The sequence below is a fragment of the Agromyces salentinus genome, from assembly GCF_009749395.1.
In the GTDB taxonomy this organism is placed as follows: domain Bacteria; phylum Actinomycetota; class Actinomycetes; order Actinomycetales; family Microbacteriaceae; genus Agromyces; species Agromyces salentinus.
In genome coordinates this window covers 23524-48221 of the sequence record NZ_WBIR01000013.1, presented here as the reverse complement: position 1 = coordinate 48221, position 24698 = coordinate 23524, and the positions used below count along the sequence as shown (strand labels likewise).

Below are 24698 nucleotides of genomic sequence, written 5' to 3'. Positions count from 1 at the left end.
TCGATTCATCATCGTTCTGTCGGTCGGCGTGGCGGTGTCGGTGACCCGCCTCACGGGACGCCGACGGATCAGTCGGTCTCGGGCTTCGGTTCGGCGCCGGGATCGGGCTCGGGATCGGGCTCGGGCGCTGCCTCGACCGTTGCGGACGACTCGGGGGAGGTTCCGGAACTCAGCGGACCGCAGAAGTAGAGGTACGAGACGGAGACCGTCTCGCCGCCGGCCGCGTCGGCGTTGACCGGGATCGACACGTTCGTCGCGCCGGCGCCGAGCGGCGGAGCGGCCGCCGCCGGACCGCTGACGTTCACCTGGTAGCCGGAGAGCGTCTGGCCGGCCGGGCAGGTCGCGGCGGGCCACGTGACCTCGAGTGCGCCACCGGGCGCGACCGTGCTCGGCGTGACGGTGGGAGCGCCGGGGGTTGCCGGGGTCTCGGGAGCCGCGTAGTACGTGATCGTCACCTCGGACCCGATCGGCACGGGTCCGGTCGGGTTGACCTCGTAGACGATGCCCGTTCCCGACGGGTCGGCGGCGGGCTTTCCCTCGACGCCGTTGGCCGCCATGCCCAGCTCGCTCAGCTTGGCGCGTGCGTCGTCAGCCGACAGGCCGATGAACTCGTCGGGGTTGATCTGCGCGGTGGTGGGCGCCTCGGAGGTCGGCGGTGCCGAGCTGGGCGGGGTGCTGGGCGGCGTGCTCCGCGTCGTGGCGGTGCTGCTGCTCGGCGTCTCCTTGCCGTCACCGCCGCCGTTCATCGCGAGGGCGATGATGGTGCCGATGAGGACGATGGCGAGGATGGCGATGAGGACGATGAGCGGCCACATCCACGGGCTGCGCTTCTTCTCCTCCTCGGGCTCGCCCTCCTCCTCGTCGACCGCTGCACCCGTGGCGAGGACGGTGGTCGCCGCGGTCGCACCGGCCTGCGGCATGAGCATGGTCGCGGCGGTCGCGCCACCGGCGGCGCCGAGCACGGCGGGCACGGCGACGGATGCCGCCTGCACGTCGCCACGGCGGAGCGCCGTCGCGGCGCGCGCGAGATGCGCGGCCGTCTGCGGGCGTTCGGCGGGGTTCTTGGCGATGCACGCGTAGACGAGGTTGCGAACCGGCTCGGAGACCGTCACCGGGAGGTCGGGCGGCGTCTCGTTGATCTGCGCCATCGCGATCGCGACCTGGGACTCGCCGGTGAACGGCCGGCGGCCGGCCAGCGCCTCGTAGGCGACGATGCCGAGCGAATAGATGTCGGTGGTCGGCGACGCGGGGTGGCCGGACGCCTGCTCGGGCGAGAGGTACTGCACCGTGCCCATGACCTGACCGGTCGCCGTCAGCGGGACCTGGTCGGCGATGCGGGCGATGCCGAAGTCGGTGATCTTCACCCGCCCATCGGGCGTGATGAGCAGGTTGCCCGGCTTGATGTCGCGGTGCACCAGGCCGGCGGCGTGCGCGGCCTGCAGCGCGTTCGCCGTCTGCGCGACGATGTCGAGGACCTTGTCGGTCGACAGGACGTGCTCACGCTCGAGGATGGTGGAGAGCGCTTCGCCGGGAACGAGTTCCATGACGAGGTACGCGCTGCCCTCCTCCTCGCCGTAGTCGAAGACGTTGGCGATGCCCTCGTGGTTCACGAGTGCGGCGTGGCGGGCCTCGGCGCGGAAGCGCTCGAGGAAGCCCGGGTCGCCGAGGTACTCGTCCTTCAGGATCTTGATGGCGACCTGTCGGCCGATGACGAGGTCTGTGGCCTGCCACACCTCGCCCATCCCGCCGATCGCGATGCGGGATTGCAGTTCGTAGCGCCCCCCGAAGGTGAGCCCTGCGCTCGGTCTCATTTGTTCAGCACCGCCTCTAGTACCTGCTTTGCGATGGGTGCGGCTATGAGATTGCCGTACCCCTCCTGACCCAGTCCCCCGCCATCCTCCACGAGTACCGTGATCGCATACTGAGGGTTGTCGGCGGGGGCAAAACCGGTGAACCACAAGGTGTAAGGATCGTCCTCGCCGTTCTCCGCTGTACCCGTCTTACCGGCCACGCTGACGCCGTCTATTCTTGCATTACTCGCGGCCCCGTCTTCGACGCCGTTGGTCATCATCTCCGTCATCGTCCTCGCCGTGTCCTCGCTGATCGCGCGGCCGAATTCCGAGGGCTCGAATTCCTGCAACGGAGCGAAGTCGGGGGCGGTGATGCCGTCGACCAGGTTCGGGTTCATGACGATGCCGCCGTTGGCGATCGCGGCCGATACCACGGCCATCTGGAGCGGCGTCGCGCGAACCGTGTACTGCCCGAACGCCGACAGGGCGGTCTGCGGCTCGTCGAGTCCGCGGGGGTACACGCTGGGCTCGGTCGCGGTGGGGATCTCGAACTCGTGGTTGAAGCCGAACTTCTCCGCCTGCTCGCGGATCGCGTCGTCGCCGAGTTCCATGCCGAGCTCCGCGAAGGGGATGTTGCACGAGAGGCGGAGCGCGGTGGCGAGCGTGACGGTGCTGCCGTCGCCGCAGGTGCCGCCGCCCGAGTTGATGACGACGGAGTCGGTGCCCGGCAGGGTGAGCGTCCCGGGGTTCGGGAACGTGCTCTCGGGGGTGTACCGCCCCGACTCGAGGGCGGCCGCGGTCACGACGAGCTTGAACACCGATCCGGGAGGGTTCATGTCGCCGCCCGTCGCGCGGTTGAAGAGCGGCTTGCCGGGATCTGCGAGCAGCCCCTCGTAGGTCACCTGGACCTCTTCGGTGTTGTGGGAGACGAGGGTGTTCGGATCGAACGTCGGCTTGGTGACCATCGCGAGGATGCGACCGGTCGCCGGTTCGGTGACGACGACGGCGCCCTGGTAGTCGCCGAGGGCGTCCCAGGCGGCCTGCTGTGCGACCGGGTCGATGGCGATGTCCACCGAGGCGCCCATCGGGTCCTGGCCGGAGATCAGCCGGTTGATCTTGTCGAAGAACTGCGAGGACGCCTGCCCGCTCAGGTAGTCGTTGAGCGAGCTCTCGAGGCCGGTCGCCTCGCCGTTGACGGGGATGTACCCCGTCACCGCCGCGTAGAGCGGACCGTTCGGATAGACCCGGAGGAACTTGTAGTCGTCGTCGGACGGCTGCGAGAGGGCGACCGGGGTTCCGTCGACGAGGATCGGTCCGCGCTCGACCGAGTAGCTCGCGTACAGCGTGCGCGAGTTGCGTGGATCTGCTGCGAGCGACTCGGCCGAGAAGTACTGGATGATCGTCGTCGACACGAACAGGGCGGCGAACATGAGCAGCGCGACGATGCTGACGCGCTTGAGTTCTCGATTCATCCGTCGATCACCAGCCTCGGATGGTTGCGGACGGTATCGGACAATCGGAGCAGGAGGGCCACGATGATCCAGTTCGCGATGAGCGAGGAACCGCCCGCCGCGAGGAACGGCGTCGTCAGGCCCGTGAGCGGGATCACCCTCGTGACGCCGCCGACGACGATGAAGACCTGCAGCGCCACGACGAAGGCGAGGCCGACGCCGAGCAGCTTGCCGAAGTCGTCCTGGCCGGCGAAGCCGATGCGGAAGCCGCGTGCGACGAGCAGGACGTACAGGGCGAAGATCGCGAAGAGTCCGGCGAGGCCGAGCTCCTCGCCGAGGCTGGCGATGATGTAGTCGCTCTGCGGGACCGGCGTGATGTCGGGGCTTCCACGGCCCCAGCCCGTGCCGATGAGGCCGCCGTTGGCGAGCCCGAAGAGGCCCTGCACGAGTTGGTAGCTGCCTCCGGGGTCGGCGTCGTACCGGGCGTCGCTGAACGGCACGAGCCAGTTCTCGAACCGCGCGTGCACGTAGTCGAGCGTCTGGCTCGCGATGAGGGCGCCGGCGAGGAACAGCGAGAGCCCGAGCACGACCCAGGAGAGGCGACTGGTCGCGACGTACAGCATGACGAGGAAGAGGCCGAAGTAGAGCAGGGCGGTGCCGAGGTCGCGCTGGAACACGATGACCGCCATCGACAGGGCCCAGACGATGAGGAGCGGGCCGAGGTCGCGAGCCCGCGGGAACCGCATGCCGAGGAATTTGGTGCCCACCATCGACAGCGAGTCGCGATTGCGCACGAGGTACCCCGCGAAGAACACGGCCAGCGCGATCTTCGCGATCTCACCGGGCTGGAACGTCGCGAACGAGCCGAAGCTGATCCACACGCGGGCGCCGTTGATCTCCTGGCCCAGGCCGGGAACGAGCGGCAGGAGCAGCAGGACGATCGCGATGAGGCCCGAGAGGTACGTGTACCTGAACAGCACCCGGTGGTTCCGGATGAGGAGCATCGTGCCGATCGCGGCGATGATCGCGATCGCACTCCAGGCGATCTGCCGTACGGACGCGCTCTCCCACCCGGAATCGCCGAATGCGATGTCGATGCGGTAGATCTGGGCGATGCCGAGCCCGTTCAGCACGGTCGCGATGGGCAGGAGGAAGGGGTCGGCGTCGCGTGCGACGAACCGCATGACGATGTGCAGGCCGAACACGAGCACCGAGAGGCCGGCACCGAGCAGCACGAGCTGCGTGTCGATGCGGCCGAGCGCGCCGAGCTGCACGAGCACGATCGCGCTCGCGTTGATGAAGCACGCCATGAGCAGCAGCCAGAACTCGAGGTTCCGCAGGCGCTGCGGCATCCGGATGCGGCGCATGCCGTCGGGTGGGGTCGCGGTGGGTGCGGGCGGGGTCACCGGCGAGGACGTGCTGATTCGGCCGGTGGCGTCGGTGTCACTCAAGGGACTCCTCCAATCTGGCCACGATCTGGGTCGCGTCCGCGAGCGAACCCGCGCTGATGGTCTTCTCGACGCGCTGCTGGTCGTAGGGGCGCAGGTCCGCCACGTCGATGGTCGTCTCGCGGTACAGCTCGTGCAGCGAGATCGGGCCGAGGTCCTGCTGGATGCCCTGGTAGATGGCGACCCGGCCGTTGGACTCGCCCACGTAGTACCTGGTCTGCGTCCACTGGTAGCCGAGAGCCACGGCGGCCACGATCGCCGCGGCCATGGCGAAGATCCAGAAGCCCCACACCCAGCGCCTGCGCCGGCGCCTGCGGGCGTCCTCCTCGATGATCTCGTCGAAGTAGTCGGCCGAGTCGGGCTCGAAGTGCGTCTCCTGCACGGGGTGCGGCCGGAACGGCGCGAGGCGGATGGCGCGGGCGCGCACCGGCTCGGGAGCCGCCCCGAACGCGAGCGGCGCCGCGGCGGAGCCGACGACGAGCGGCGGGGTCGCCGGTGCGGGCGGGTCCCCGATGTCGAGGACGACGACCGTGACGTTGTCGGGGGCGCCGCCGTCGAGGGAGGCCTTCACGAGGCGGTCGGCGACCTGCTTGGCGCCCGCATCGGCCGACAACTGCTCGAGGATGTCGTCGAACGAGACCACTCCGGAGAGGCCGTCGGAGCAGATCAGCCAACGGTCGCCCGGGCGCGTGTCGAGCACCATCGTGTCGATCTCGGGGGAGGCCTCGACGTCGCCGAGCACGCGCATGAGCACGGAGCGACGGGGGTGCACCATCGCCTCCTCGGCGGTGATGCGGCCCGCGTCGACGAGTCGCTGCACGAAGGTGTGATCGGTGGAGATCTGGCTCAGCTCGCCCGAGCGCAGGAGGTAGATGCGGGAGTCGCCGATGTGGGCGATGACGACGCGACCGTCGTGGAGCAGGATCGCGCTTGCCGTCGTGCCCATGCCGGTGAGCTCGGAGTGATCCGAGACCGTCTCGGCGAGCCGGCGGTTCGCCGCGATGAGCGCACCCTCGAGGGCGGCCGACGCCTCGGGCGCGGAGGCGTAGTCGTCGTCGGCCTCGGCGACCCGCTGGGTGACGATCGCGCTGGCGACGTCACCTCCGGCGTGGCCGCCCATGCCGTCGGCGACCAGGAACAACCGGCGTCCGGCGTAGCCGGAGTCCTGGTTGTTCGAGCGGATGCGCCCGACATGCGAGACCGCGGCGCTCGCCTTGACCGACACCATGGCCTACCGCCGCAGCTCGAACGTCGTCGCTCCGACCTTGATGGTCGCTCCGAGGGGAATGGGGACGGGGGCGGTGACCCGCGCACCGTCGAGGAAGGTGCCGTTCGTGGAGTCGAGATCCTGGATCATCCAGCGGCCGTTCCACAGCATCATGCGGGCGTGGTGGGTCGACGTGTAGTCGTCGCGGATGATGATCGCCGAGTCGCTCGACCGGCCGATGGTGATCTCGTCGCGCCCGAGCGGGAACTCGGTTCCCGCCTTCTGGCCGCTCGTGATCACGAGCTTCGAGGGGGAGTCGGACGACCCGGATGCCGCGGCTCCGGCCGCTCCGGCCGCTCCCGCTCCGCCTGCTGCTGCCGCGGCCTTGACCGGAGCGGCGGCGAATCCGCCCGGCGGGGTCGCGCCGGTGCCATCCGTCTGGAGCTTGCGCACGCGCTGGCCGAAGAGGTCGCTGCGAAGCGCGTAGACGATCGCGAAGATGAACACCCAGAGCAGGAGGAGGAAACCGAGTTGCAGGACCAGCAGGGTGAGTTCACTCATTCGGCCGGCCCCCAGAATCCGCCGACGTCATGTCGTTCGGTCGCCGGATCGGCGCGGGGCGCTGGGGACGCGGCTTGGGCGAGCACTCGGAACACGATACGCGAGCGGCCGATGGTGATGACCCCGTCGGGCTCGAGGATCGCCTCGTTGATGCGGACGCCGTTCAGTTGGGTGCCGTTCGTGGAACCCAGGTCGCGCACGCGCGCGCGCGAGCCGTCCCACTGCACCTCGGCGTGACGCCGCGATGCGCCGGAGTCGTCGATCGTGACATCCGCTTCGCTGCCGCGCCCGATGACGGTGCGGCCCTTGATGATCGGATGCCGCGTGCCGCCGATGTCGAGCACGGGGGTCCAGGCGACCTGGCCCTTGACGTTGCGGGAGTCGACCTGGACCAGGCCCTCGGCGAGGGTCTCGTCGGCGGCGAGGTCGATGGTGATGCCCCCGGCGAACTGGAAGCGCTGGCTCGCGGCGTGCTTCTGCACGAGGTCGACGAGTTCGTCGGTCAGGGCAGGGCCGAGGCCCGACATCCGCGCGTGGTCGGCCGGCGACATGCGCACCCGGAACTGGTTCGGCACGAGCACGCGGTCGCGCGAGACGACCGCGGCCTTCGTGTCGATCTCGCGCTTCAGTGCCGCGGTGATCTCGACGGGCTGCAGCCCCGAGCGAAAGGTCTTCGCGAAGGCGCCGTTGACGGCGCGCTCGAGACCTTTCTCGAAGTTGTCCAGTAGGCCCACAGGTCTCCCGATCCGGTTCCGTAGATTGCTGACATGCTAGCCCGATCGACTGGGAACACCGATCCTCAGTCGATCGGAATGGCGGAATCCTCGATGTCGAGGTCGATCGACAGCGTGGGGATCGAGGCCGTCAGCAGCGTGCCGTCGGCGCGGCGCGAGCCGGCGACATCCTTCATTCGCGGTGCGCCGTGCAGGCGCGGGCCCTGGTCGGCGAGCGGTACCGAGACCTCAGCACCGGCACGGAGCGAGATCTTCTCGTCGCGGACCGACACCTCCACGCCGTCGCCCGACTCGACGTGGAAGGAGATCGCCTCCGGCTCGACCGTGACGCGCACGGTGCTGCCCCGCAGCGCCAGCCGGAACGAGATCCTCGTCCAGTCGTCGGGGAGTCGAGGGTCGAACGTGAACCGGCCCAAGTGGTCGCGGAACCCGGCGAAGCCCATGACGAGGGCGCCCCACACGCCGCCCGTCGAGGCGACGTGCACGCCGTCGGCCGCGTTGTGGTGCAGGTCGGCGAGGTCGACGTACAGCGCGGAACGGAAGTACCGCATCGCGAGCTCGTGGTAGCCGACCTCGGCCGCGATGATCGACTGCACAACGGCCGACAGCGTCGAGTCGCCCGTGGTCAGCGGGTCGTAGTACTCGAAGTCGGCGAGCTTCTCGGCGTCGGTGAATCGATCGCCCTGCAGGTACAGCGCGAGCACGACGTCGGCCTGCTTCAGCACCTGGAAGCGGTAGATGACGAGCGGGTGGTAGTGCAGGAGCAGCGGACGCCGGCTCTCGGGCGTGTTCTCCAGGTCCCACAGCTCCTTCTCGAGGAAGGCCGAGTCCTGCGGGTGCACGCCGAGCTGCTCGTCGAACGGGATGTGCATGTGGGCGGCGGCGCGGCGCCATTCGCCCACCTCCGACGGGGTCACCCCGAGCCGCGCGACGAGCTTGTGGTACGCGATCGGGTCGTTCAGCTGGATGCCGTCGACGGCGGATGCCGCGGCCGCGAGGTTGGCCCGCGCCATGACGTTCGTGTAGAGGTTGTCGTTCACGACCGTCGTGTACTCGTCGGGCCCGGTGACGCCGTGGATGTGGAACACGGAGTCCGCGGTGCCGCCCGAACGCCAGAAGCCGAGGTCCTCCCACATCCGGGCCGTCTCGACGAGGATGTCGATCGCCCCGCGCCCCAGGAAGTCGGTGTCGCCGGTGGCGGCGACGTACTGGCAGAGCGCATAGGAGATGTCGGCGTCGATGTGGTACTGCGCGGTACCCGCGGCGTAGTACGCCGAGGACTCGAGGCCGTTGATCGTGCGCCAGGGGAAGAGCGCCCCGCGCTGGTTCAGCTCGAGCGCGCGGGCCCGGGCCGAGTCCAGCATCCGCTGACGGAACCGCAGCACGTTGCGCGCGACGTTCGGCGCCGTGTAGCTGAGGTAGGGCAGCACGTAGATCTCGCTGTCCCAGAAGTAGTGGCCGCCGTAGCCGGAGCCCGAGACGCCCTTCGCGGCGACGCCGTCGCCGTCGGTGCGGGCCGTGGCCTGCGCGAGCTGGAAGAGGTTCCAGCGCACGGCCTGCTGCATCTCGGGCCGACCGTCGATCTCGACGTCGGACCGGGCCCAGAAGTCGTCGAGCCAGGATCGCTGTTGGCTGAACAGCTCGGCCACGCCGACCTCGAGGCCGCGGTCGAGCGTGCGGTCGCAGCGGTCGACGAGCTCGCGCGTGGGCACCGTGCGCGCCGTGTGGTAGCTCACGAACTTCGTGATCCGGATCGGCTTGCCCTGTTCGGCGTGCACCCGGTACAGGTGCTTGGCGAGGTCGTCGCCGATCGAGCCGTCCTCGGTGAACCGGTTGTCGGTCGAGATCTCGTGCTCGACGCCGACGGCGATCGTCATGCCCGAGTTCGTGCACTGGTAGCCCAGCATGTAGCGGTCGCCCTCGGCGCGCCGCACCCGCGGCTGGAGCACGCGGTCGGTGAACATGTCGGCCTTGCGCGGGTCGAACGCGCCCGGATCCTCCTGCACGCCCGAGCGGTACTCGTCGCGACCGTCCTGACGGTTCAGGATCTGGCTGGAGATCGAGACCGCGGCATCCGAGTCCAGCATCTCGACCTCGTAGTCGAGCACGACCAGGTGCCGGTCGGTGAAGGAGACCATGCGGCGGCTCGTGATGCGCACGCGCTTGCCCGAGGGGGTCCGCCATTCGATCGAGCGCGAGAGGGCGCCCTGCCGGAAGTCGAGCCGGCGCTCGTAGTCGAGCAGTTCCGCGGTGGCGAGCACGAGCGGCTCGTCGTCCACGTAGAGGCGGAGGATCTTGGCATCCGGCGCGTTCACGATGGTCTGGCCGACGCGGGCGAAGCCGAAGGCCTCTTCCGCGTGACGGATCGGCCAGGTCTCGTGGAAGCCGTTCACGAACGTGCCGTGCAGGTGGCCGTCACGGCCCTCCTCGACGTTGCCCCGCAGGCCCAGGTACCCGTTGCCGACGGCGAAGAGCGTCTCGGTGCGCCCCATGTCGGTCACGTCGAAGTCGGTCTCGATGAGTGCCCACTCGTCGACGGGGAACCGGTTGCGGTCGAGGGGGTCGGTGTCGGCGAACCTCATGCGTGGTCCTCTCGGGGTTCGGGTTCGGGGGTGGGGGACGCGGTGGTGCGGTCGTTCGCGGCGCTCGCGTCGCCGTCGGTCGCGGCGGCCGCGCGATGGACGGCCGGGAGCAGTTCGTCGAGCTCGTCGACGATCACGTCGGCGCCGAGCTCTCGCAGCGCGTCGCGCCCGACGCCGCGGTCGACCCCGACCACGAGTCCGAAGTCGCCCTCGGCTCCCGCCCGCACGCCCGACTCGGCGTCCTCGACCACGGCGCACGCGGTCGTCGGGAGGCCGAGCAGCTCGGCGGCATGCTCGAAGGTGTCGGGGGCCGGCTTGCCGCGGATGCCGTCCCGTGCCGCCACGAGACCGTCGACGATGACCTCGAACCGGTCGTCGATGCCCGCGGCGGCCAGTACCGGCTCGGCGTTCTTCGAGCTCGAGACGACGGCCACGCGGCATCCGCTCGCGATGACCGCGTCGAGGAACGCGACGCTCGCCGGGTAGGCCTCGACGCCCTCCTCGGCGAGGGTCTGGTTGAAGGCCTCGTTCTTGCGGTTGCCGAGTCCGTGGACGGTGTCGTCGTCGGGCGCATCCGTCACGTCGCCCTCGGGGATGCTGATGCCGCGGCTCTCGAGCAGGCTGCGAACCCCGTCGTAGCGCGGCTTGCCGTCGATGTATGCGAAGTAGTCGGACTCGGTGTACGGCTCCGCGCCGTGCTGCTCGAGGTACGGCGTGAACAGCCGCGACCAGGCGTGCATGTGCACCATCGCCGTGGGCGTGAGCACGCCGTCGAGGTCGAAGAGCCAGCCCCGGATGCCGCTGAGGTCGGCGTCGTCGGGGGAGAGGCTCCGCGCGTCGGCAGGGGTGCTGCCGGCGGTCGATGCGTCGACGGCGGCGCTGGTCTTGGGGTTCTCGGTCTGGGCGTTCTCGGGGGTGCGGTCTTCGGGCGTGGGCAGCATGGCGTCTTGGTTCTCGGGCGAGGTCACGGCGGTCCTTTCGTCGTGCCGGTCTCGGCAGTGGGACCCGCCGTTCGATGCTATTCCCGCGGTGGTGGGCAGCGCGAGGCCGAGACCGGGTTCGGAGGATTCGCTGAGGTGGAAGGGTCCGCCGGTCGGGTGTTCGGCAGGGCCATTTCGGCCGAGTCGCGGCATCCGCGGCCTCGAATGGCCTTTGCCTGCGCAAGATGTTAGGCTCTCGTGGCTGGACGCACTTCGGTGCGACCACAGTTGCGCGAGTGGCGGAATTGGCAGACGCGCTGGCTTCAGGTGCCAGTACTCGCAAGGGTGTGGGGGTTCAAGTCCCCCCTCGCGCACACAGATGAGAAACCGTTCGGCGAACGAGCCGAACTGATTCGGGAAACGGCGTTGCTTCGCGTATGACAAGCGGATGCAGCGCCGTTTCTGTTCCCAGCGGCGCGCGTTCGTCGTGGTCGGGCTCCGCCGGAGGACGGCATTACGTCGTGCGATGTTCAGCCTCGAACCGTGGATCCATCCGCGGGCATCTGCGGGTGAACGACGTCACCGGTCATCGAGGTCGATGTCGACGTCGCGACCGAGTACTCCGGAGAGCCTGCCGAGTGCGGCCTCGAGCAGGTTGCGCGGGAGCGCTTCGCCGAATGCCGCCACGCTGAGCCGATCATCGGGGATCGTCCAGGTGCGACGACGCGGCCGTCGAGCGTCACCGGGTTCGCGCCGCGGGAGATCGCTCCACGCCGGTCGGGCGGGACGATGTGCGCGTCGGCCGTGCCCGCACCGAGCACCCAGGGGTCGAGTCCCGGCAGCAGGTGCACGGCGCCCGGTTCCGGTTCCGGTCCGGATGCCAGGTCGTCGAGATCGCCGGCGCGACAGAGCAGTTCATCACCGTCGACCTCGATCGTCACGATCTCGTTCCCCAGCATCCGCGCGATCCAGCCGGCGATGCGCCTGCGGCCGGCGCTGAGGCCGGCGCCGAGCCAGTACTGCAGGTGATCGGCAGACGCGGGCCCGTAGGCCGACAGGTACGCGCGCACAGCCTGCGGCCCGGCATCCTCGACATCCGGAATGCCCGACCAGCCTGATGCGACCGTCGGCGATTGCAGCATGAGCGCTCCGTCGCGCGCAGGGCCGACGCAGAGGTCGCCCTGCCACGCGAACGGCTTGAGGAAGGTGCACGACCTGTCGGTGAACGCCGCGGCGAGATGCGAGTACCGAGCGTCGCGTACGACCGCCTCGGCCAGTTCGCCCTGGCTGAGCGGACCGGATGAGAGCGCATCACGCACGGCCGCGCGGAGCAACGGCCAGTCGGCGGCTTCGAGGCGGTAGAACTCGCGCCAGCTCTTCAGCTCCCACTGGCGCCCGACCGCCCGGAGGGCGAGGTAAGTCCCAGCATCCTCGGGTACGAAGTAGTTCATCGAACCGCGGAACGCGAAGGTCTTGACGAGCCTGCCCGCTGCGAACGCGGCCGCCACCGATCCCAGTCGCGGATGCCTCATGCGCGTCCCGATCGCGAGCTCGGCGTCACCCGACCACGACGGAACCGCGACGAGCCGGTGCACGACGTCCTCGACAGCGGAGGCATCCGCATCGACGAGGAACTGTCGCCGCATCCGCCACGCGAGGATCCGAGGCCACCCGATCGCCGCACGCATGACGGCATGCTAGCGATCGCCGGCGACCGCGCGCGAGAACTGCGGCCGGCCGGCCGCCCGGCACTCTTCGGTGGTCGTGCCCGCCCGCACCGCAGGGCAGGATTGAGCGATGACCTCGATCGACTCCCTCACCGACGACGGGCGTCGATTCGCCTCGGACTCCCACCTCGCGACCCTCTCGACGATCGGCCCCGACGGCGCCATCCACGTCGTCGCGGTCGGCTACACGGTCGACGAAGGCGTCGTGCGCATCATCACGAGCGATGGCACCCAGAAGGTGCGCAATGTCGAGCGCGATCCACGGGCGACCGTGGCGCAGGTGTCCGGCCCGCAGTGGCTCAGCATCGCGGGTGATGCGGTCATCGAACGCGATCCCGCCGCGGTGGCGCACGCGGTCGCGCTCTACGCGAAGCGCTACCGACAGCCCCGCGTCAATCCGAAGCGCGTCGTCATCCGGATCGCACCGGACCGCGTGATGGGTTCGGCGGGACTGCTCGCGTGAGGCGCGGCTGTGAGGGACGGCCTTCGCGAGGCTAGGCGCGCGATGCGCGGCGACCCTTCGCGGATGCGACGACCCTGGCACACATCTGACGGCACACGATGTCCTTGCAGGGTTTCTCCCGGAGGTGGACAATGCGACCATGGGCGCACCCAGGCACCGCCGCGCCGGCGTACGGGGAACCCCGCGGATCGCCGCAGTTCTGGGAGCGATCCCGTTCACCGCGGTATGCCTCGCGGCTTGCACAGTGACGGCTGAGTCCGCCGCACCGACGGCGACGCGACTCGCAGAGCCGTTCGTTCCATTCGCGTCGCCGAGCGGCACGGAACTCCCAGGACCGTCCGTGCCCACCGCAACCGAAGCGCCGTTCCTCGTTCCAGCCTTCGATGGCGCAGAACCACTGCCCGTGGAAGACGGCACGACACACGTCCTGAAGAACATGAACCAGGACGCGTCGGCTTTCCGCACCGTCGAGTACACGATTCCACCCGGGTGGGAGACCGGTGGCGTCTACATCGGCAAGAAGCTCGGCCGAGCCGGCGAGGTCGCGATCAGCTTCTGGACGCCCCCCGGCGTCTATTCGGACCCATGTCGGCGTACCGCGAACCTGAGTCCGATCGACCTCGCCGTCCACACCCACGACGGTGGCGGCGGACTCATCCTCTTGGGCTATCCACGGATCGGGCTTTCGGCGCAGGACGGCCGCGCGGCTACCGAACCACGTTCGCTGATCGTCGACGATCCCTCTGAGGCCGGTGGAACCATCGCGCTCCGACTTGAGCTGACCGTACCTGCGGATCTCGACCCCGCCTCCTGCGACGACGGCGTCTATGTGGCGTGGCCGGGCGCCAGCCCAGGTGATCGCCCGAACGACAACCACGTCGCGGGTCAGACGGACATCATCTACATGGTCGATGTCGACCATGGACCAATCGTCATCGACGCGTCGTTCCGGCCGGAATCCTCACCCGAGGACATCGAAGAGCTCTATTCCGTGCTCGGATCGATCGTCATGGACCGGTACTGACGCGGTCGACTCGCCAGGCGTCAGCCGTGCGTGACCGCCGATCCCGCTCGGAAGTCGGGGTAGCGCCCGGCCTCGCGACCGGGGCCGTGCGCACGCACGAACTCCGCGTGGACGCGCTCGCACGAGCTCCGCAGGGTCGCGCCGTACCCGAGGAGCTCGCCGGCCAGCTCGGCGCGGTAGCGGGGCTGGCCGTCGAGTCGGACGAGTCGTACCAGCCCGTACTCTCGGCCCGTCGAGTCGATCATCCGCCACGTCCCGAGGGGGCCTTCGACCGTGGCGAGGATCGGATGCCATCGGGGTTCTGCGCGTACCACGGGAGTCCAGGGGCGTCGGCGGTGGGGCTCGGCCGGATTCTGGCTACTCGAAGACCCGCTCGGCGACCCAGCCGGTCGGGGTGAGACGGAGGTCGAAGACCAGCACCGTGAGTTCCTGATCCTCGGCTCGGCCCGTGGCGCGCCAGCCGGGCGCCAGGGTCACGTCGGCTGGGGGGTGGGAGATGCCGCTCGGCCACTCCGGCTCGATCCCGAGCTTCGTCGGAGTGTCGATCACGCGGTATCGGGTGCCGCGGTAGACGAGGCGATTCGGCAGGCCGGAAGGATCGAGCCACACGGCGACGGGTTCCACATCACCTCTGAGGAACATCGCGACCACTCCCTTCTTCGAACATGTGTTCGAAGAATAGCTCGCCATCGGGAGGTCCGCCATTCCTCGACCCGGCAACCGCCACCCGGCAACCGCCACCCGGGAACCGCCATCCGGGAACCGCCATCCGGGAACCGCCACCCGGTCCTTCCGCCATGCCGGGCGCGCGTGGGGTGAGGAGCGCCGTGCCGGGACGCCATGGTGCGCGATGGTCGTGCGCGGTGCACGATCCGGCCTCGGCCAGCCGTGATACTTGGGCGGTGAGGAATTTCAAGGGCAGGGCATCGCGCGCCTCCGCATGGATGATGCTCCGCAGGGTCCGTACAGCACGTCGAAGGCCCACCCGATGACGGCTTCCCTCACCCCCGCTCGAGATGCACCCTCGGCCGGGTCGATCTCTCCGGCAGCGCCCCGCGCATTCCGACCCGACATCCAGGCGTTGAGGGCGGTCGCGGTCTCGCTCGTCCTCCTCAATCACCTCTGGCCATTGCGGGTCACGGGCGGCTACGTGGGCGTCGACGTCTTCTTCGTGATCTCCGGCTTCCTCATCACGTCGCACCTCGGTCGCGAGCTGTTCGCGACCGGCAGGGTCCGCCTCGGCGCGTTCTACGCTCGCCGTGCGCGGCGGCTCCTTCCCGCCGCGCTCCTCGTCCTCGCATTCGGCGCGATCGCGACCATGCTGTGGGTGCCGATGATCTCGTGGCCGCGGGCGGCGACGGAGATCGCCGCGAGTGCGTTCTACGTCGAGAACTGGGTCCTCTCCGCGCTCTCCGTCGACTACTCCGCACAGAATGACGCCGCGACGGTGGCTCAGCACTACTGGTCGCTCTCGGTGGAGGAGCAGTTCTACCTGATCTGGCCGCTCGCGATGATGCTCGCCTGGATGGCCGCACGCACGGCGTCACCCACTCGACGACGAGCCGCCGTCGCCTTGACGCTCGCCGGCATCGGCGTCATCTCGCTCGTCGCCGGCATCTGGATGACCTGGTCGTCACCGGCCCAGGCGTACTTCGTCACCTTCACGCGCGCGTGGGAATTCGCGGCCGGAGCCCTCCTCGCACTCGCAGCCCACCGCCTGCGCCTCCCGCGTGCCATCGCCGAGATCGCGTCCCTTCTCGGATTCGCGCTCATCCTCGCGTCGGCCCTCCTGTTCGACCAGCTGACTCCCTTCCCCGGGGTTGCGGCGCTCGTGCCCGTCCTCGGCACGCTCCTCGTCATCGCGGCCGGTGGTGCGGCAGCTCGGTTGATCCACGAGCGCGTGTCCTCGCTCAGGCCCGTCCAATGGCTGGGCGACGTCTCGTATTCGGTGTACCTGTGGCACTGGCCCCTCATCGTCATCCTGCCGTTCGTGCTCCTCCGGCCCATGACCACGCTCGACAAGGTCGGTGTCCTGCTCGCCACGCTCGTGCTCGCCTGGCTCACCAGGCGATTCGTCGAGAGCCCCGGTCAGCGATGGACCTGGGCGCGTTCCTCGGCCCGACGCACGTTCGGCGCGATGGTGGCGGGCATGGCCGCCATCGCGGTGCTGTCCGGTGGCATCGCGTGGGGGTACGCGATGGACGAGCGGTCTCGCACCGTGCCGACCGACCCGCCGACCGCGGAATCCTGCGAGGGACCGAATGCGGTCTCCGATGCCGCGCAGTGCGAGAGCCCGTTCGCCGTCCCGGCGAAGGTCGTCGCGATGGGCGAGCGGAACGCCTACTACCAGACGCCCGACGCGTGCGGAGACCTGCTTCCGCTGCTCGAAGCGGGAGATGAGCGGACGACTCGCGTCTGCGACTACTCCGACGGTTCTGCCGCGGCGACCGACGTCTGGCTCATCGGAGACTCCCATGCACAGCAGTGGCAATGGGCGTTGTTCGACATGGCCCGCGAGCACGGTTGGCGGTTGACCATCAGCTTCCTGGGCGGGTGCCCGCCCGCCGAGGTCGCATTCGCCGGGTACGGCAGGGACAAGTCCGACGCCAAGAACGAGCGCTGCATGCGGTGGGGCGAGACGGCGGCGGCGCACATCGAACGGGAACGACCCGCATACGTCTTCACGTCATCGTTCACCAGGAAGCAGCTCGTCGACGACGGCACCGGCCGACCCGCCGAGATCCAGTACGCGGAAGGCCTGACCGCGTACTGGAGCCGGTGGACGGCCGCGGGCGCGACGGTGGTCGTGCTCGGTGATCCTCCCTTCAATGCGGCGGTTCGGGACCGGGATTGCGTGCTGCTGAATGCGTCGGACCCGCTTCGGTGCGCCGTCGGCCGAGACGTCGCCCAGCCCCCGGATCCCATGCTGCTGGCAGCACGGTCGAGCGCAGACCCCGGCGTCATCGCATTCGATCCGACGCCGTACTTCTGCGACGAGGGCAGCTGCTACGGGGTGATCGGCGGCGTGCCCGCGTACTTCGACGGAGACCACCTCAACGTCGAGTACACGAGACTGCTGCGCCCGTTCATCGAGGACGCCGTCCCGGGTCTCGGCTAGCCGACCCGGTGCGCGTCGCGCGCGTGGCGGTCAGGAGTCGGTGGGATGACTCGGGCCGTCGCCGGAGTACGGCCCTACGCTGGAGGCGGGTCGTGCACGGGGGTGCGCGGCCGATCGGGGGCGACGTGGGGGATGCAGGCGCAACGCCGCAGGACGAGCAACGGCGAGCGGATGCCGCAGGCCGGCCGTGCTCCGGCGCGCGAGCCGTGCTCGGTGGATTCACCCGGGTCGTGGCCGCCACCGCGTTCGGCGCCGCGCTCGCGGCATCCGCCCTGCTGAGCGCTCCGACCGCGGCGCTGGCGGCGCCCGCCCCTGCCGGGACAGCGGCGAGCACGGTCGCCGCGCCGGAGGATCCGACGCCGACGCCCCTCGAATCGCTCGCGCCCGAGTCCCCGGACCCGACGACCGATCCAGATCCAGATCCCGACCCGACCCCGACGCCCGAGCCCGACCCCGAACCGACCGTGGCACCCGAGCCCACCGAGTCGCCCGACCCCGAGACGGCCGAGCCGACCGAGTCGCCGGCGACCGAGGAACCGACCCCGACGGCCGAACCGACCCCGACCCCGACGCCCACGCCCAGCGAAGCGCCGGCGCCCACGCAGGTGCCCGCCGTTCCGCCCGCTGCTGCCGACCCCGCGACATCCGTGCTCTCGTGGGTCATCGCGGCCGCCGTGCTCCTGGTCGCGGCGGGCATCCTCGTGGTCGCGCGACGGCGGGAGCCGGCACGCAGCGACAGCGCCCTCATCCTCACGGGAGCCACGTCGGTCGGTGCGGTCGCCACCACCGCGACCCCCACGGCGGATGCACCCGAGACCGCGGCGACGCAGGCCGCGATGGAGGACATCGGCGAGGCGATGACGGATGCCGGCTACTCGGTCGCGACCGTGCGTCAGGCGCTCGAGGACGTCGCTCGCGCCAACGGCGTGGACGGCACGGAGATCATCGTCTTCCCGACCGCCCTGCTCGTCTCGGCGCGGGGCGAGGGCGTGACGAGCACGGGCGCCGTCTCGAGCGGCGAACGCGCCCTCCTGCTCCACCAGGTCGACGAGCTGCAGCGCATCGTCGACGACGCACGGGCGGGGTCGGCCGATCCGGCGGAGATCCGCAGCCGCATCGCCCGGATGCGGACGATGCCGCCGCCGTACTCGCGGGTGCAGCGCGGTGCGGCGTACGTGCTGCTCAGCGCCGGGCTCTCGGTGCTCCTCGGCGCCTCGTGGACGGGCGTCGTGTACGCGGCGCTGCTCGGCGCCGGCGTGGGGGCCGTGCTGCTCGCGGGCGAACGCCTGTCGGGCCGGTATCGGGCGCTGCTCACGGTCGGCATCTCGTTCGGGGTGGCGCTCGTCGTGCTGCTGGGGCTGCGCCTCGGCCTCGACTCGGGCGTGCTGCCGGCCCTCATCGCGCCGCTCGTGGTGCTCCTGCCTGGCGCCCTCCTCACCGTCGGATCCATCGAGCTCGCGACCGGCCAGATGCTGTCTGGCGCGGGGCGCCTCGCCGCGGGCGCCATGCAGCTCGTGCTCCTCGCGGTCGGCATCGTGGCGGCGGGCGCCCTCGTCGGCATCCCGTCGCTCGAGGTCTCGACCTCCGCGACGACGCTCGGCATCGTCGCCCCCTGGATCGCGGTGGCGATGTTCGGGGTCGGCATCGTCGTGTACCAGTGCGCGCCGTGGTCGTCGTTCGGCTGGATCCTGCTGGTGCTCTACGTGGCGTACGGCGCGCAGGTGCTCGGCGCGGTGTTCTTCGGCGGGGTGCTCTCCGCGCTGATCGGTGCGCTCGTCGCGACGCCAGTGACCGTGCTCGTCGCGCGCCGGCCATCGGGCCCGGCCGCGCTCGTGAGCTTCATGCCGGCCTTCTGGCTCCTCGTTCCCGGTGCGCTCGGGCTCGTCGGCGTGGCATCCGTGCTGGGCGGGGACGCCTCGGGATCGGACTCGCTCGTCACCACGGTGTCGACGATCGTCGGCATCTCACTGGGCGTGCTCGCGGGCACCGCGATCTCGAGCCGGCTCGGGCGACCGGTGCTCTGAGCCGCAGGCGGCCGGACGCGCCCGCGCCTCCAGCGAGTGGAGTGCCGGATGCCTCAGGCGTCGCGGGCGCAGCGGAAGCCGATGTGCGACATGCCCGTGTCCTCGGCCTGCGGCGACCGGGCCGCGGGGCGGAAGCGCAGGCAGTACTCGGGCGAGCAGAGGTGCGAACCGCCCTTGAGCACCCGATGCGGGATGTCGGCGAACCCCTCCTGCGCGCTCGCCATGGCGAGCAGGTTCTCGCGCTTGCCGGGGTCGACGGGGGAGTCCGAGAGGCGCACGTGCCTGGGCGTGTAGAAGTCGCTCGTCCACTCCCACGTGTTGCCGATCATGTCGAACAGGCCGTAGCCGTTCGCCGGGTACGACCCGACGGGCGCTGCATCGCCCCAACCCTGGTTGTCGTACGGGAAATGGCCGATCCAGGAGTTCGCCTGCGGCACGCCGCCCGGATATGGCTCGTCGCCCCACGCGAACCGGGCCCCGTCGAGCCCGCCGCGGGCCGCGTACTCGTGCTCGGCCTCGGTGGGGAGCCGCTTGCCGGCCCAGGCCGCATACGCCGTGGCATCCTCGAAGGCGATGTGCACGACCGGATGCCGCATCCGCTCGTCGATGCCGGAGTCAGGTCCGAACGGCCGACGCCAGTGGGCGCCCGGCTGCCAGCGCCACCAGTTGCGCCAGTCGCGGAGATCGACGGGGCCGTCGGTGGGCGTGAAGACCATCGCGCCGGGCACAAGGTCGGCAGGGTCGGCCCCGGGGAACGCCTTGGGGTCGAGCTCGCGTTCGGCGACCGTGACGTAGCCGGTGTCGTCGACGAACCGGGCGTACTCCGCGTTCGTGACCTGGTACCGGTCGAGGTGGAAGGCGGCCACGGTGCGCTCGTGCACCGGGCGCTCGTCGGGGTAGAACTCGTCACTGCCCATGCGGAACGTTCCCCCAGCGATGAGCACCATGTCGTCGGTCACGGGTTCCACCGTAGCCGCCGGCCGAGGGCCCGCGGCCGGGCGTTCACTGGGGATCCGCCGTCGCCCATGGCCCGGCCGGTCGCGCGGATGCTTGTATGGGCCTGGGGTGGCGCCGTGGTCGCCCGACACCGACGGAGGGGCATCCATGTCAGACAAGCCGAACATCCTGATCATCTGGGGAGACGACATCGGCATCTCCAACCTCAGCACCTACACGGACGGCTTGATGGGATATCGCACGCCGAACATCGACCGCATCGCGGACGAGGGCGTGAAGTTCACCGACTACTACGGCGAGCAGAGCTGCACGGCCGGGCGAGCCGCGTTCATCACCGGACAGAACCCCTATCGCACCGGCCTCACGAAGGTCGGCATGCCGGGCGCGAAGCTCGGCCTCCAGCCCGAGGACCCGACCATCGCGACCGCGCTGAAGGCGCAGGGCTACGCGACCGGCCAGTTCGGCAAGAACCACCTCGGCGACCGCGACGAGCACCTGCCGACCGCCCACGGCTTCGACGAGTTCTTCGGCAACCTCTACCACCTCAACGCCGAGGAGGAGCCGGAGCACCCCGACTACCCGACCGACGAGGAGTTCCCTGGCTTCAGCGAGAAGTTCCGCCCGCGCGGGGTCATCCACTCCTGGGCGAACGCCGACGGCACGCAGCGCATCGAGGACACCGGCCCGCTCACGAAGAAGCGCATGGAGACCTGCGACGAGGAGTTCCGGGACGCGGCATCCGACTTCATCAGGGCCAAGGCCGAGGAGGACGCCCCCTTCTTCGTGTGGTTCAACTCGACCCACATGCACTTCCGCACGCACACGAAGGAGGAGAGCAAGGGCCGGGCCGGGCGCTGGCAGTCGAACTACCACGACACGATGCTCGACCACGACGATGTCGTCGGCAGCCTGCTCGACCTGCTCGACGAGCTCGGCCTCGCCGAGAACACGATCGTCATGTACTCCACCGACAACGGCCCGCACATGAACAGCTGGCCCGACGCGGGCATGACGCCGTTCCGCAACGAGAAGAACTCGAACTGGGAGGGTGCCTACCGGGTGCCCGCGATGGTTCGGTGGCCCGGACACATCCCTGCGGGCACGACCCTCAACGGCATCGTGAGCCACAATGACTGGTTCGTCACGCTCCTCGCCGCGGCGGGCGACGCGGACGTCGCCGACCGGCTGAGGGAGGGCGCCGAGCTGAACGGCATCGAGTACAAGGTGCACCTCGACGGGCACAACCAGCTCGACTACCTGACGGGGGCGACCGACGCCAGTCCGCGCCGGCACTTCTTCTACGTGTCCGACGAGGGCGACCTGACCGCCCTGCGCTTCGACAACTGGAAGATCGTGTTCCTCGAGCAGCGCACGCAGGGCACGCTCGCGGTGTGGCTCGACCCCTGGGTGGTGCTGCGCGCGCCCAAGCTCTTCAACCTGCGCACCGATCCGTTCGAACGCGCCGACATCACGTCGAACACCTACTACGACTGGATGCTGGAGCGGGTCTTCCTGTTCATCCCGGCGCAGAGCTACGTCGCGCGCATGGTCGGCTCGCTGAAGGAGTTCCCGGCGCGGCAGAAGCCCGCGTCGTTCACGATCGACCAGGTGCTCGCGCAGCTCGAGTCGGTCGCGTCGAGTTCGTAGCCGGGCGAGCGGATGCCGCGGGCGAGCGCTGCCCGTTCGTCGGCGGCCGGCTCGCGGCATCCGCTCGTTCCGCTGCTCGTACCGCTCGCCGAGTCGGGGTGGGGCGGGCGGCGCGGCGCTCAGGCCCGCAGTGCCGTCCAGCGCTCGCGCGACATGAAGGCGAGCTGGCCCTGCTTCGTCGGCAGCTCGATGACCGGTCCGGGCGTGAAGCCCATGAGGCGCATGCGGTCGACCGCGCCGTCGTTCTGCACGTCGGGCTCGATCACCAGTCGCTCGGCGCCCGGTGAGGCGAAGAGGAAGTCGCCGAGCACCCGCGCGATGCGCGTCGTGAAGCCCGCGACGGGTGCGCCCCGGTCGCCGATGAACAGGTGCAGCCCGACGTCTCCGGGCTGCACGTCGTAGCAGTCGCCGACCGGGTCGTGTTCGGGCTCGTAGGTCTGCAGCAGCACGACCGGGGTGCCGTCGCGAACCACCAGGAACGCGTGGTGGGTGTCGAGCGAGTCGACGTAGGCGTACAGCTCGCGCAGCTCCTGGCGGGACAGCTCGCCGAGGCCCCAGAACCGCGCGCGCGGCCGCGTCACCCAGCCGTGGATCACGTCGAGGTCGGCGTCGGGGTCGAGCACGAACACCTCGATCGTGCCGAGCGCCGGGTCGAGTGCGGTGTGGACGAGCTCGCCGGGGCGACCGGTGGCGAGACGGTCGGATGCCGGGCGCGAGGGTGCGTCGGATGCTGCGGTCATGAGGTGCCTTTCGGGGGAGTCGGGGGAGTCGGGGTCTCGATACGCTTCGCTACTCGACCGCCGGGGAAGAGACGCGGGGCGGGGTCTCGGTACGCTTCGCTACTCGACCGCCGGGGGTGCGCCGGGTACCTCGACCGCCGAGGGTGCGCCGCGTACCTCGGCCGCCGGGGGAGAGGCGCGGGGCGGGTCGGCGGCGACCCAGTCGTCGAGCTGGTCGGCGAAGTGCGGTGATGCGGGATCGCCGGAGGCGCCGAACGGCACGCCCCAGCGGCTGCGGTCGCGCTCGCCGAGGTCCCATGCCCAGCGGGCGACCGAGCCCCGCCAGCTGCGTCGGGTGACGCCCGGCGTCGAACCCGTGCAGCGCACGGACTCGCCGTCGCCCGAGAGGGCGACGCCGAGGCCCCGACCCGGATCCGCCGTGCCCGGAATGTCGACGAACACGTGCAGCGGCAGCATCCGGTGCTCGTCCCCCCAAGCCTCGTCCGGCTCGGCCGCGGCCGCACGCAGGGCCGCGAGCACGAGCCCGTCGCGCAGGGGCAGGAGCGCCGGCGCGTCGAGGAGCCCGGGGAGTGCGGCGGCGATGCGCCCGCGGGCGCCCATCCACGGGTCGTAGATCGCCCCGAATCCGTGCGGCCCGTGCAGCGGCGCGAGTTCGGGCAGGGCTGCGACGGCCGCGACGAGTCCCTCGCGGAATGCGGCGAAGCGAGCCGCAGCGGAGGATTCGGCACGCATGACGCCGTCCCACGCGAGGAGCTCGTCGCACACCCGCAGCGCCTCGGGAGCGGGGCGGTCGGGCCCGGGGCCGGCGAGGTCCGCGTCCGCGGGGAGCAGCGCCAGCCAGCCCTCCAGTCCGCCGACGAGGGCGTCGCCCCAGATCGGCGCGAGGTCGTCGGTCGTCAGGCTCGCCGGTGGCGCCTCATCGAGGAGGGCCCGGATACGACGCGCCCGGTGCGGGGGCGCGTACGCCAGGCCGAGATCGATCTCCTCGCGGTCGGGGCGCTCGTTCGCGTCGACGGCCAGGGTGCGCACGGCGGCGGCGGGCGGCATCCGCCGGTCCGCGACGGGACGTGCGCGGGCCGCATCCAGGGGCAGGCGGCGTTCGCTGCGGCTGCGGTCGGGCGCCCGGCCGACCGTCGCGGAGCGGACCTCGCCGTCGCGGTCGGCGGCCAGCACCCGATTGACGGGATCGACCCAGCGCCCGAGGGCGGCGACGACGTCGTCGGCCGTTCGGGCTCGCAGCAGCGGCAGTAGCGCGGCGAATCCGAGGTCGGATCCGGCTCGCGCCGGCATCCGCACGCTCCAGGCGTCGAAGTCGCCGTCGGGCCGCCGCACGAGGTCGGTGACGACGGTGCCGCGCTCGGTCTCGATGGCCTCGACCTCGATGGGCTCGCCCCCGCGCACCTCGATCGTCGAGACCTCGACGGAGGTCTCGCGCCAGCCCTCAGGGCCGAGTGCCTCGATGCGCCCGCGGGCGCCGGCGGCGGCCCCGACTCGCCGCAGCCGCTCGCGGAACACGTCGACCGAGTGCGCCACCGCGTTCGTGATGCCCCAGGCCGCGTGGCCCGTGTGGCCGAAGTGGGCGACGCCCGGCACGCCCGGGAAGGCGAGGCCGATCACGTCGAACTCGTCGCACGCCAGCCCGACCTGCTGGTAGACGCCCGGCAGCTCGAAGATGCGGTGCGGGTCGCCCGCGAGGATCGGGAGGCCCGACGCGGTCCGCGAGCCATGCAGCGCCCACGCGTTGCTGCCCGATGCGGGTTCGACGTCGTCGCCGCCCGTCAGCACGTCGACCCACGCCTCGCCGAGGGTCCGGGCGACGTGCTCCGCCCAGAGCAGGTTCGGGAAGGACGAGAACAGCGCATGCGCCACGTGCAGGATGCCGAGCGGCGCGTGGTCGGGCCAGTCGTCGAGCGGGGCCGGGTCGCCGAAGAGGTCGTCGAGCTCGCCGAACTCCATGGCCTGCCCGCCGACCTCGCGCATGCCGCGCCGCACGCCGCCGACGTAGGCCAGCACGAAGTCCCGATCCTCGTCGCCGAGCGCTGCGAACGCCCGACGCGCGGTGTCGTCGAGGCGCGCGCGCCGGGCGAACACGTCCCACTCGAGTCCGGCCGCGCCGATGAGCGCTGCCAGCGTGCCCTCGGCCCGCCGCCGGTCGACCTCGACCTGCCATCCGCGATCGTGCGCCGTGACCTCGCCCTGCGCGGCCGCGAGTTCGAACACGTCGCGGCCGCGAACGTGCGGGATGCCGCGATCGTCGCGGGCGAGCACCGGCCGCCGGATCACGCCTTCACCGTAGCCCTCGCGT

19 protein-coding genes and 1 tRNA gene are annotated in these 24698 nt (G+C 70.6%); 6 read left to right on the top strand and 14 right to left on the bottom strand.

Going from position 1 to position 24698, the window contains the following annotated elements; all coding sequences use genetic code 11:
• Window positions 1-68: 68 nt before the first annotated feature.
• From GQQ95_RS12630 to GQQ95_RS12595, 8 genes are all read right to left on the bottom strand, one after another.
• The gene (locus tag GQQ95_RS12630) at window positions 69-1811 is read right to left on the bottom strand and encodes a protein kinase domain-containing protein (protein WP_157428021.1); all 1743 of its coding nucleotides are present in this window, start codon (window positions 1809-1811) and stop codon (window positions 69-71) included.
• On the bottom strand, window positions 1808-3262 hold the full coding sequence (locus GQQ95_RS12625) for a peptidoglycan D,D-transpeptidase FtsI family protein (protein ID WP_157428020.1): 1455 nt from the start codon (window positions 3260-3262) through the stop codon (window positions 1808-1810). The genes GQQ95_RS12630 and GQQ95_RS12625 overlap by 4 nt, the downstream gene beginning before the upstream one ends.
• Window positions 3259-4608, bottom strand: coding sequence for an FtsW/RodA/SpoVE family cell cycle protein (locus tag GQQ95_RS12620; protein WP_246205481.1), 1350 nt, complete (start codon window positions 4606-4608; stop codon window positions 3259-3261). Before GQQ95_RS12620 ends, GQQ95_RS12625 begins: the two co-directional genes overlap by 4 nt.
• Before the next feature lie 76 nt (window positions 4609-4684).
• Complete coding sequence (locus tag GQQ95_RS12615; RefSeq protein WP_212275433.1) at window positions 4685-5917, bottom strand: PP2C family protein-serine/threonine phosphatase; 1233 nt, start codon at window positions 5915-5917, stop codon at window positions 4685-4687.
• A 3-nt stretch (window positions 5918-5920) separates the two neighbouring features.
• Window positions 5921-6457, bottom strand: a complete 537-nt coding sequence (locus tag GQQ95_RS12610; protein ID WP_157428019.1) for an FHA domain-containing protein FhaB/FipA — start codon at window positions 6455-6457, stop codon at window positions 5921-5923.
• Window positions 6454-7191: an FHA domain-containing protein gene (locus GQQ95_RS12605; protein ID WP_157428018.1), complete on the bottom strand. Its 738-nt coding sequence runs from the start codon at window positions 7189-7191 to the stop codon at window positions 6454-6456. Before GQQ95_RS12605 ends, GQQ95_RS12610 begins: the two co-directional genes overlap by 4 nt.
• A gap of 65 nt (window positions 7192-7256) precedes the next feature.
• Complete coding sequence (locus GQQ95_RS12600) at window positions 7257-9773, bottom strand: glycoside hydrolase family 65 protein (protein ID WP_157428017.1); 2517 nt, start codon at window positions 9771-9773, stop codon at window positions 7257-7259.
• Window positions 9770-10741 carry an HAD family hydrolase gene (locus GQQ95_RS12595; RefSeq protein WP_343032767.1) on the bottom strand — a complete coding sequence of 324 codons (972 nt, stop codon included), beginning with the start codon at window positions 10739-10741 and terminating at the stop codon, window positions 9770-9772. The genes GQQ95_RS12600 and GQQ95_RS12595 overlap by 4 nt, the downstream gene beginning before the upstream one ends.
• Before the next feature lie 242 nt (window positions 10742-10983).
• On the opposite strand from GQQ95_RS12595, the gene GQQ95_RS12590 reads away from it, so the two are divergent.
• A tRNA-Leu gene (locus GQQ95_RS12590) sits at window positions 10984-11067 on the top strand.
• Window positions 11068-11223: 156 nt separating this feature from the next.
• Here GQQ95_RS12590 and GQQ95_RS12585 read toward each other — a convergent pair.
• Window positions 11224-12381, bottom strand: coding sequence for a DNA glycosylase AlkZ-like family protein (locus tag GQQ95_RS12585; protein WP_157428016.1), 1158 nt, complete (start codon window positions 12379-12381; stop codon window positions 11224-11226).
• A gap of 109 nt (window positions 12382-12490) precedes the next feature.
• Between GQQ95_RS12585 and GQQ95_RS12580 the strand changes: the two genes are divergently transcribed.
• Window positions 12491-12883 (top strand): PPOX class F420-dependent oxidoreductase, encoded by a 393-nt coding sequence (locus GQQ95_RS12580; RefSeq protein WP_157428015.1) that lies wholly within the window; start codon window positions 12491-12493, stop codon window positions 12881-12883.
• Between the two features lie 340 nt (window positions 12884-13223).
• A complete protein-coding gene (locus GQQ95_RS12575) occupies window positions 13224-13907 on the top strand; it encodes a hypothetical protein (RefSeq protein ID WP_157428014.1) in 684 nt (227 codons plus the stop codon).
• Window positions 13908-13927: 20 nt separating this feature from the next.
• On the opposite strand, the gene GQQ95_RS12570 is transcribed toward GQQ95_RS12575, so the two are convergent.
• Window positions 13928-14152, bottom strand: coding sequence for a hypothetical protein (locus GQQ95_RS12570; RefSeq protein ID WP_157428013.1), 225 nt, complete (start codon window positions 14150-14152; stop codon window positions 13928-13930).
• 112 nt (window positions 14153-14264) lie between these two features.
• Window positions 14265-14549 (bottom strand): hypothetical protein, encoded by a 285-nt coding sequence (locus tag GQQ95_RS12565; RefSeq protein WP_157428012.1) that lies wholly within the window; start codon window positions 14547-14549, stop codon window positions 14265-14267.
• 346 nt (window positions 14550-14895) lie between these two features.
• On the opposite strand from GQQ95_RS12565, the gene GQQ95_RS12560 reads away from it, so the two are divergent.
• The gene (locus tag GQQ95_RS12560) at window positions 14896-17025 is read left to right on the top strand and encodes an acyltransferase family protein (protein WP_170297054.1); all 2130 of its coding nucleotides are present in this window, start codon (window positions 14896-14898) and stop codon (window positions 17023-17025) included.
• 125 nt (window positions 17026-17150) lie between these two features.
• Window positions 17151-19049 carry a threonine/serine exporter family protein gene (locus GQQ95_RS12555; protein ID WP_157428010.1) on the top strand — a complete coding sequence of 633 codons (1899 nt, stop codon included), beginning with the start codon at window positions 17151-17153 and terminating at the stop codon, window positions 19047-19049.
• Between the two features lie 53 nt (window positions 19050-19102).
• On the opposite strand, the gene GQQ95_RS12550 is transcribed toward GQQ95_RS12555, so the two are convergent.
• Entirely contained in the window at window positions 19103-19996 is an 894-nt protein-coding gene (locus tag GQQ95_RS12550) for a formylglycine-generating enzyme family protein (protein WP_157428097.1), read from the bottom strand.
• 157 nt (window positions 19997-20153) lie between these two features.
• Between GQQ95_RS12550 and GQQ95_RS12545 the strand changes: the two genes are divergently transcribed.
• Window positions 20154-21653 carry an arylsulfatase gene (locus GQQ95_RS12545; protein WP_157428009.1) on the top strand — a complete coding sequence of 500 codons (1500 nt, stop codon included), beginning with the start codon at window positions 20154-20156 and terminating at the stop codon, window positions 21651-21653.
• A gap of 119 nt (window positions 21654-21772) precedes the next feature.
• Here the strand turns inward: GQQ95_RS12545 and GQQ95_RS12540 are convergent, their stop codons facing one another.
• Both GQQ95_RS12540 and GQQ95_RS12535 read right to left on the bottom strand, forming a co-directional pair.
• Window positions 21773-22393: a GNAT family N-acetyltransferase gene (locus GQQ95_RS12540; protein WP_157428008.1), complete on the bottom strand. Its 621-nt coding sequence runs from the start codon at window positions 22391-22393 to the stop codon at window positions 21773-21775.
• A 99-nt stretch (window positions 22394-22492) separates the two neighbouring features.
• Window positions 22493-24676, bottom strand: a complete 2184-nt coding sequence (locus GQQ95_RS12535; RefSeq protein ID WP_157428007.1) for a penicillin acylase family protein — start codon at window positions 24674-24676, stop codon at window positions 22493-22495.
• Window positions 24677-24698 lie beyond the last annotated feature (22 nt).